An 8,980-nucleotide genomic window follows, 5' to 3' on the forward strand; every position below is an offset into this window, starting at 1 on the left:
ACCTGTTACAAGGCTTGTTTTATTGACTGGCTTTAACACACCCCCTGCCCCCTCTCAAGAGGGGAGCCAGTTACAACCGGTCACTAAACAGATAGCTCAATTATTTCTATATTCAAATCTAATCCTTTTAACCTTCCCATACTACTCAGACAACACAGATTTATTAGATTCTGTTCGATAAAATTAAGCCACAAATACAGGAAAAAACTTGTATTGCTATGCAGCAAATAAAGAAATCGCTACCTTTGCTCCGTTAATAAAGAAATAACATATTTATAACAGATATGAGCGATATCAGAACGAACGAAGAAGAAGGCAAAAAAAGCCTGAATTTTATTGAAGCAAATGTTGAAAAAGACCTGGCAGAAGGTAAAAATGGCGGACGTATACAAACCCGTTTCCCGCCCGAACCAAACGGCTATCTGCATATAGGACACGCCAAAGCAATCTGTCTGGATTTCGGTATTGCAGAACGTTACAACGGAGTTTGTAACCTTCGTTTCGACGACACGAACCCTGTAAAAGAAGATGTAGAGTATGTCGATGCAATCAAGGAAGATATAGAATGGCTCGGATTCCATTGGGGTAACATCTATTACGCATCCGACTATTTCCAGCAATTGTGGGATTTTGCCATCCGTCTGATCAAAGAAGGAAAAGCCTATATCGACGAACAAAGTTCGGAAGTTATCGCCCAGCAGAAAGGAACCCCTACCCAACCGGGTATCAATAGTCCCTATCGCGACCGTCCCATCGAAGAAAACCTGGCGTTGTTCCAAAAGATGAGCGACGGCGAAGTGGAAGAAGGTGCTATGGTATTGCGTGCCAAAATAGATATGGCAAACTCGAACATGCACTTCCGCGACCCGATCATCTACCGCGTAGTGACATCGGCACACCATCACCGCACCGGCGACACATGGAAAGTTTATCCGATGTACGACTTTGCCCACGGACAGAGCGACTTCTTTGAAGGCGTTACACATTCGCTTTGTACACTCGAGTTTGTGGTACACCGTCCGTTATACGACCTGTTCATCGACTGGCTGAAAGAGGGTAAAGACCTCGACGACAACCGTCCGCGCCAGACTGAGTTCAACAAACTGAACCTGAGTTATACACTGATGAGCAAACGTAACCTGCTTACACTGGTAAAAGAAAAGCTGGTCGACGGTTGGGACGATCCCCGTATGCCGACTATCTGTGCATTCCGCCGCCGTGGTTATTCTCCCGAGTCTATCCGCAAGTTCGTCGATAAGATCGGATATACCACTTACGATGCCCTGAACGAATTCGCCTTGTTGGAAAGTGCCGTTCGTGAAGACCTGAATGCCCGTGCTACCCGTGTATCAGCCGTTCTCGATCCGGTCAAACTGATCATCACCAATTATCCGGAAGGACAGGTGGAAGAGATGGAAGCTATCAACAACCCGGAAGACCCGGAAGCAGGCAGCCACCTGATCGAATTCAGCCGCGAACTGTGGATGGAAAGAGACGACTTTATGGAAGATGCACCGAAAAAGTTCTTCCGTATGACTCCCGGACAGGAAGTACGCCTGAAGAATGCTTACATCGTGAAATGTACCGGTTGCAAGAAAAACGATGCAGGCGAAGTGGTGGAAGTATATTGCGAGTACGATCCGAATACCAAGAGCGGCATGCCGGACAGCAACCGCAAGGTAAAAGGAACGCTACATTGGCTGAGTTGTGCGCATAGTCTGCCGGCAGAAGTCCGCTTGTACGACCGCCTCTGGAAAGTAGAAAATCCGCGTGATGAACTGGCTGCGATCCGCGAAGCCAAGAATTGCTCTGTGCTGGATGCGATGAAAGAGATCATCAATCCGGATTCTCTGAAAATATTGACGAACTGTTACGTTGAGAAATATCTGGCGAACGCCAAGCCGTTAGATTATTTACAATTCCAGCGTATCGGTTATTTCAACGTAGACAAAGACTCTACGCCCGAAAAGCTCGTCTTCAACCGCACCGTATCCCTGAAAGATACGTGGAGCAAGGTGAAGGACAAGGCTTAACAATGTGCCAATTAAATTATTCCCTATGAAAAAAGATGATATTTCACGTCTGCTACAACGTTATCTGTCTGCCCGCGAAATGGGAAAAGAGCCCTATTTCGATGCGGATGAAGTAGATGAATTGTTGGGCAGCTTTGAAGAATCGGATAATTATGACTACTTTGATGAAGTTTTAGCCTTAGGACTAAAACTTCATCCGGGTAATACAGACTTACAGATCAGACAATGCAAACTCTTCGTTTATAATGAAGATTATAACAGTGCACTGGCTCTGATCGATTCAATCGCTGAAACAGACAACCAGGACCTCGACTTATTACGGTTAGAATGCTATTGCATGCTCGACCGATATGATAAACTGATCGAGTACACAGAAAAATTGATCGAAGAGGATTGCGATTATCTGGAAACCGTGTTCGAATATACCGCTCCCCTTTTAAGTGATATGGAAATGAACAATGAAGCACGCGATTTCATAAACCGCGGCATTGATTTATTCCCTCAGAATCTGGTATTGAAAGATGAGTTATGCTACAACCGGGAAATAGAAGGAGACATCGACGGGGCGATCAGCATCTGCAACGAACTGATCGACAAAAACCCCTACTCTCACGAATACTGGTTCACACTCGGACGGTTATATTCGATCAAACTGGAGTTCGAAAAGGCAATCGAAGCATTCGACTTTGCACTGACCTGCGATGATTCGGACCCGGAATTGAAGATACTGAAAGCCTACTGCCTCTACATGAACGAAAATTATGAAAAGGCACTGGAAGTATATCAGGACATCAATGGCGACTTTGAGATGGCGGAGCGCATCAAACCGCTCATGGCAGAGTGCTATATCAAACTCGAGAATTTTGAAGGTGCCTATAATCTGCTGAAAGATATTATCGGCAAAAAGGTGACTGACAACGAACCGGCTGCATACATCAACTTCATCCGTTGCTGTGCGGAAACGGAACGTCACCGGGAAGCTTCCAAGACGTTGACAAAGGCGATCGAACTATTCCCCAACAATGTCAGGATACTCTCTCTGCTGGCCTTGACTTACGTGGAAAACGGAGAAGACAAGCAGGCAGTCGAGACCACCGAACGTCTGTTCGAAGTATTGGATAAAGGAGAATACTATCAACCGGAGGATTTTGAAAGTCTTTTCCATGCCGGACAGTATCTCTACATGAAAGGCGATATCGACAAGGCGATCAAATATTATAATAAGGTATATGCCGTTAATCCGAATCTGCCTTTTATCCATCTCCATATGGCTATGGCTTATCTGGCTAAAGGAGATATGAAGCATTTCGGCGAGCACTTCAGCAAAACTACCCCGAAAGAACTGATCGAGTACCTGGAAAACTCAGGTATCGACTTCAGCGATGTGGAGCAGCAGTTGCTGGGCAAACATATCCCGCCGGAAGATCTGACAAAGGAATTCCTCAATAATAAGGACAATAATAACTAATAATGGACAGAAATCTAAAAGACTACGGTCTCCTACTTTTGAAAGGCATGGGTATGGGCGCAGCCGATGTTGTTCCCGGCGTATCGGGCGGCACAATTGCCTTTATTGTTGGTATTTATGAAGAACTGATTGATTCGATCAAGAGTATTAACGGAGCAAGCCTGAAGCTACTCTTCACCGGTAAGATCGCCGCTTTCTGGAAAGCGATAAATGCCAACTTCCTGCTGGCTATCGTTGCCGGCATCGGGATCAGCATTTTCTCGCTGGCAAAGCTCATTACCTGGCTGTTGGTTACCCATCCGATCTTGGTGTGGGCCTTCTTTTTCGGGTTAGTACTGGCTTCCACCTGGTTCGTATCGAAAGATATCAAGCAATGGAACTGGAAATCGATACTGAGTTTTATTATTGGGGCTATCATTGCTTATTACATTACCGTTGCCACACCGGCGGAGACACCGACAAACCTGTTCTTTATCTTCCTTTGCGGAGCCATTGCGATCTGCGCGATGATCTTGCCGGGTATTTCGGGTAGTTTCATTCTGGTATTGCTCGGAAAATATTTCTATATCATGGAAGCGGTAAAGACACTCAATATCCCGGTCATGCTCGTATTTATCTGTGGCGCGGCATTGGGCATCACTTCATTTTCACGAGTACTCTCTTATGCCCTGCGCCGGTTCCATGATACGACAATCGCAGTATTGGCCGGTTTTATGCTGGGTTCGCTCAACAAAGTATGGCCCTGGAAAAAAACAATCGAGACATATACCGACAGCCATGGAGTGATCAAGCCGTTGGTCGAAGCAAATATTTTGCCGGACCAGTTGTTGTGGGAAGCCGTAGGATTAATGATATTCGGCTTCGCTATCGTATATTTCCTTGAAAAGTTATCCATGAAAGGAGCTAAAGCATAAAAAAATCTCTCCCCTATGCTCACGCACAAGGAAGAGCTTGTTCTCTCGCCAAAGAGAACCTCATCAATTATGTTAACCTTTTTAGGTTATAAAAGGGAGCAGTTCGCCAGAGTTGCTCCCTTCATGTTGAAAACACACATCTTATTAGTATTGTTTATCTTTTTACCTAATTCATGACAAATAGCATGCCATAAGTGTATCTATCTGATAACTACCAGTTTTATAAATAATAAACCTGTCCAATAACGGACAGTTGTCCGGTTTTACTTTACAGTATGTCCGGCAACGCCATTTATAGAGCAAACAGCGTGCCAAAACACACAAACATCTATTTATCAAACATATATATTTATCACTAAATTCCCATTCTGTCCAATAATTAGACAGTTGTGTACAAAATTTAGACAATTATTACCGTACATCGTATCTTGTAAAGAAATAAAAGCAAGCCATAAACAAAACAGCAATCGTGAGTATCATAGCAATCATATAACCTCCGATGAATTCGATGCGTTGCCCGAAAGAGGCGATCTGTTCCTGATATTGAGGAATCTGATCGACGGCTACAGGTTTCTTGCTGGTGGAATAATCTTCATAAGGATTATACCAGTGAGGGCTGCCGTCATCCTTGGCATCGACATCTTTGAACCACTGTAAGAACTGTTCCTGGAAAGCATGCAGGTCATTCCAGTTCTTCTGGAAACGCAGGTAACCACCTCCCAGAAACGCTTCATTCATATAATCGAACTGCGCGATCGGTGACAACAGCGTGAAATTCCGGGTTTGCTCAAACTGACGGAACTGTTGCAGGTAATAGGCATCATTATACTTCTTATCGCTATTCATCAGATTGCTCTGGTTTCGTGCACGCAACTCATGCCGGGGATAAAACGCATCCATACCATTGGACGACCAGCTTCCTTCCGGTGCATTCCGGTTAATATCATTGGATGCCTCCTGACGCTTCTGAGCCACTTCGTCCGATGTCGGTATGCTGAACAGCGTCTTTGCCCAAAAGACAGACGTATTAGGAATGACTACCGCAGCAAACAACCAGAAACAAAGCGAGATAAGCAAACTGATATTGGAGTAGCGCGTCACCACCGACGACAGCAAACCGAATACGGCAAACGTAGTGATAAACAAAAGGCTGATCAGTATAAACCCGGCAGTCTCTATCAGAAAGCTACTGTTCAACTGCACCTGACCGGAAACAGCCAGGATAATCAGACTGATTATGATACCGACCAACTCCATGACTCCTATCACTGTTATAATACTCAAAAGTTTACTGCACAAGAAGGTGCGCCGGGGTACGGCATTTGAAAAGACCAAAGCCAGCGTCCTCTCCTCTTTTTCCCCTGAAATAGCATCAAAAGCAAAAAGCAGCGTAATAAAACTCAGGAACATGGAAACGATAAACGACCAACTCAAACTATCCGTACGGATCAGAAGAGGATTATTGCTATCATGACGTACCGAATAATCAAACACATTATAAGCACTATAAGTAATGCGGTTAGGTAAATAGCTCTCCTTACAATCCGCAATCACACTGTTTTCACGCGGAGAGATGATAAAGCTATTCCTTGCTGTCGCTACTTTTGAGATATTTTCGGCTTGTTTGCCTATTGCTTCCTGCTGTGCTACGCTATATTTGGTATAGTTATCATGCATATCCTTAAAAGAAGAAGCAAATGAAACACTACCCAACGTAAACACCAGCACAACAATTACAAAAGAAACCTGAAAGCGCAGGCTATACAAATAGTTCTGCAATTCACGTATATATAAAGTTGTAAACATAACTGTAATTATTTATTATCTGACATCATATTTCATAAACGACACGATTGTCCCGACCAACAATACGATCACCAATCCCAGCAGGGCACATAAACGTCCCAGCGCGGCACCCAACGTAGCCGAAAGTGTGATCGGTTGAGGAACATAGCGGGGAACACCGCTGGTATCCAGATACGGAAATTCAGAATTACTTCTGTCATATTTCTTCCACACCTCTTCTCCTCCCAAGTCTATTTCTGCCTGTGTAGGGAATTCATCCAAAGATTGGGCAGTAAAGTAAGCAGTAGACTCAAACAGCTTATGATCCTTGAAATAGGTAATGACGTTCTCCCGGTATTTACGCAAACTTTCCATATATTTAAGGAAGCTGCCCGCATCGGTACGGCATAAAGCATCCGTCGTCTGATCGAACAATTCGGAGGGCGACAACCAGGCGATGGCTTGTTGCAACCGTTGCTGACGCACCAGTCCATCCAGATAGTTCCGCTGCAAGGCCCATTTCTTATCCGCATTATTCAGCATGACAGGAGTTGCCCAAATCTGCATCTGCTGATGGAACAAAGGTGTCTCTTTCGGGCCTCCGGCCAATTCCAGATATTCAGGTCCGTCACCGGTACAATTATTATAACTCAAATATTTCATATTGACCCTTTGGGACGCACGCGGCCATTCCTCCATATATTCTTTATGAAAAGCCTCGTCATAATTTCTCATGGTTGCCTGTACATTATCATATAAAGGCGCTTTCGAAATACTTTGTGCCAGATAAGTCGCAATATTAGGCATCAGGAAAAGGAACCATATCCAGCACAGCAGGCTGATAATAATGGACGAAGACGAATGCGTCACCCGGCTGGAAATAAACATTCCCAACAAAAGGAATACCATCATATAAATGACGGAAGTCAGGAAAAGCAGCGACAAGCCGCCCCAGTCGGATACTGAAAGGGAAATCGCCGGATTAACCACAATGATCAGGCAGGCCAGCAGATAACAGAACAGCAAAATAGGCAGTAACGTCAGCAACAGTCCCAATAACTTACCCATCAGGAAGGAGATACGGCTCACCTGTCCGGTAAAGGTCAGTTTCATCGTCCCGTCTTCCCGTTCACGGGTAATGGCATCATACGAAAAGACGAGTGCCAGCAACGAGATAAGAATAGCGACCACTTTCGAAAAGTCTATCGAGAAGAAGGCATTCAGCGACGGATTGTCGCGGGTAAGAGTATGCCCTTCGGGAAACAGCGGATGTTCCCAGAAAGAAACCTTCACCTTATTGCCGACATCACCGATAATACCCGTACTAAAGATACTCAGCGGCTCCGGCACCTGTATAACAGTAGGACGAACATGTGACCAAACGCGGCTCTCTTTCATTTCTTTATCCGCCTTTGCCTGTTCGATCTTAAAGACACGCACCTGGTTCTGATAATTCTCCACACTGACGATTACTGTAAACGGTATCACCAGCAGGCACAGTACAAACCCTATAATAAACCTGACCGACAACAAGTTCAGCAGGAAATCTTTCTTTGCTATTAACCAAATCATATTACTTATTATTAATGGTTTATACTCTTATTCCAAAATAGCTTCCTGCATATAATCCAGATAGATACGCTCGAGGTCGTCCTGAAGGAACTCTTCACGGCTACGGAGCATCACCAGACGTCCTTCCTTCATGATGCCGACACGGTCGGCCACTGCCTTGGCACGGAACAGGTCGTGGGTACACATCAGGATACTCTTGCCGGCGTTACGGAGGTTAATCAATATCTGCATCAGTTCGGCTGCACTCTTGGGGTCGAGTCCGGTGGTCGGCTCGTCCATGACGATGTTGTCGGCATCTTTGATAATGGCGATGGCCAGTCCGACCTTCTGGCGCATACCTTTGGAGAAGGTTTTCAGCTTGCGTTCGAAGGCTTCTTCCTGCAGGCCGACACGGCGCATGACGTTGTAGTAATCGTCTTTCGTCAGGTTCGTCTTACCACCCAGGCGGGCAAAGAAGTCGAGGTTCTGACGGGCGGTGAAGTTGCCGTAGAGCATAACATTCTCGGAAACGAAAGCGACATGCTTTTTGGTTTCCAACGGTTTTTCCATAACGTCGATACCGTCGATCAGGGCATGGCCCGAAGTGGGTTCGATGAAGTTGAGGAAGATATTAATGGAAGTGGTCTTCCCTGCCCCGTTTGCTCCCAGCAGGAAAAATATTTCGCCCGGCTTGATCTCTAGGTTCAAGGCATCAAGGGCCAGATTGCCATCTTCGTATCTCTTTGTCAAATCGATTGCTTGTAACATGGTGTTTATGTTTTATTTCAATTGTTATTATTCTTATTTTCGTTATTACTTTTCTCTTGAAAGAAAAGTAATCAAAGTTCAAGGCTACATCTGCCTCGCTACTCCGCATCCTGCGTTCGCTGTCGCCTCCGAACTCGCTTCGCTCAAACAGCGGATGCTCCGGACGCTCACTCCGGCTGCTGCGCTTTACGCTCGCCAGCTGATGCCTTTTTAGGAAGTTTCACTTCCTCCGGGGATGGCCGACACTGCCTGTTATATAGGTGCCGGTGTCGGCAATCCCCAAAGAACGCAACGCGTTCTATGAAAGGCATCAGCGGATGAACGTCCGCGAAGGAAGAAGACGAAGCGTCAGGAGCATCTGCTGTTTGAGCGAAGCGAGTTCAGATGCGACAGCGTAGTCTTCTTCCGTAGCAGTGAAGCCGGTGCAGCTTGATCTTTTGGGTTACTTTTCCATCAAGGGA

The 8,980-nt window shown here is 45.5% G+C and carries 8 protein-coding genes; 5 read left to right on the forward strand and 3 right to left on the reverse strand.

The features are described from left to right. The 4 genes from DXA15_RS27370 to DXA15_RS23615 form a co-directional block, all read left to right on the forward strand. The coding region (locus DXA15_RS27370) for a hypothetical protein (RefSeq protein ID WP_233567590.1) at nucleotides 1-181 on the forward strand (181 nt) is incomplete at its 5' end. Nucleotides 182-284: 103 nt separating this feature from the next. Beyond that, nucleotides 285-2,033 (forward strand): glutamine--tRNA ligase/YqeY domain fusion protein, encoded by a 1,749-nt coding sequence (locus DXA15_RS23605; protein WP_010803554.1) that lies wholly within the window; start codon nucleotides 285-287, stop codon nucleotides 2,031-2,033. A 25-nt stretch (nucleotides 2,034-2,058) separates the two neighbouring features. Continuing rightward, complete coding sequence (locus tag DXA15_RS23610; protein ID WP_128135665.1) at nucleotides 2,059-3,501, forward strand: tetratricopeptide repeat protein; 1,443 nt, start codon at nucleotides 2,059-2,061, stop codon at nucleotides 3,499-3,501. 2 nt (nucleotides 3,502-3,503) lie between these two features. Continuing rightward, nucleotides 3,504-4,415 carry a DUF368 domain-containing protein gene (locus DXA15_RS23615; RefSeq protein ID WP_128135666.1) on the forward strand — a complete coding sequence of 304 codons (912 nt, stop codon included), beginning with the start codon at nucleotides 3,504-3,506 and terminating at the stop codon, nucleotides 4,413-4,415. Nucleotides 4,416-4,826: 411 nt separating this feature from the next. On the opposite strand, the gene DXA15_RS23625 is transcribed toward DXA15_RS23615, so the two are convergent. From DXA15_RS23625 to DXA15_RS23635, 3 genes are read right to left on the reverse strand one after another with little or no spacing between them, the layout of a single operon-like run. Further along, nucleotides 4,827-6,221, reverse strand: a complete 1,395-nt coding sequence (locus DXA15_RS23625) for an ABC transporter permease (RefSeq protein ID WP_128135667.1) — start codon at nucleotides 6,219-6,221, stop codon at nucleotides 4,827-4,829. Nucleotides 6,222-6,236: 15 nt separating this feature from the next. Next, a complete protein-coding gene (locus tag DXA15_RS23630; RefSeq protein WP_128135668.1) occupies nucleotides 6,237-7,772 on the reverse strand; it encodes an ABC transporter permease subunit in 1,536 nt (511 codons plus the stop codon). Nucleotides 7,773-7,799: 27 nt separating this feature from the next. After that, nucleotides 7,800-8,519: an ABC transporter ATP-binding protein gene (locus DXA15_RS23635; protein WP_007653298.1), complete on the reverse strand. Its 720-nt coding sequence runs from the start codon at nucleotides 8,517-8,519 to the stop codon at nucleotides 7,800-7,802. Here DXA15_RS23635 and DXA15_RS23640 point away from each other — a divergent pair. Further along, the gene (locus tag DXA15_RS23640) at nucleotides 8,518-8,733 is read left to right on the forward strand and encodes a hypothetical protein (protein WP_128135669.1); all 216 of its coding nucleotides are present in this window, start codon (nucleotides 8,518-8,520) and stop codon (nucleotides 8,731-8,733) included. The two genes, DXA15_RS23635 and DXA15_RS23640, sit on opposite strands and share 2 nt — an antisense overlap. The last annotated feature ends 247 nt before the right edge of the window (nucleotides 8,734-8,980 follow it).

Source organism: Parabacteroides sp. AM58-2XD (assembly GCF_003463685.1).
Taxonomy (GTDB): Bacteria; Bacteroidota; Bacteroidia; order Bacteroidales; family Tannerellaceae; genus Parabacteroides; species Parabacteroides segnis.

Bases quoted from the DNA above. Each gene is read 5' to 3' on its own strand.
- DXA15_RS23635 (WP_007653298.1), bottom strand. From the start codon at position 8,519: ATGTTACAAGCAATCGATTTGACAAAGAGATACGAAGATGGCAATCTG.
- DXA15_RS23640 (WP_128135669.1), top strand. From the start codon at position 8,518: ATGGTGTTTATGTTTTATTTCAATTGTTATTATTCTTATTTTCGTTAT.
- DXA15_RS23630 (WP_128135668.1), bottom strand. From the start codon at position 7,772: ATGATTTGGTTAATAGCAAAGAAAGATTTCCTGCTGAACTTGTTGTCG.
- DXA15_RS23615 (WP_128135666.1), top strand. From the start codon at position 3,504: ATGGACAGAAATCTAAAAGACTACGGTCTCCTACTTTTGAAAGGCATG.
- DXA15_RS23625 (WP_128135667.1), bottom strand. From the start codon at position 6,221: ATGTTTACAACTTTATATATACGTGAATTGCAGAACTATTTGTATAGC.
- DXA15_RS23610 (WP_128135665.1), top strand. From the start codon at position 2,059: ATGAAAAAAGATGATATTTCACGTCTGCTACAACGTTATCTGTCTGCC.
- DXA15_RS23605 (WP_010803554.1), top strand. From the start codon at position 285: ATGAGCGATATCAGAACGAACGAAGAAGAAGGCAAAAAAAGCCTGAAT.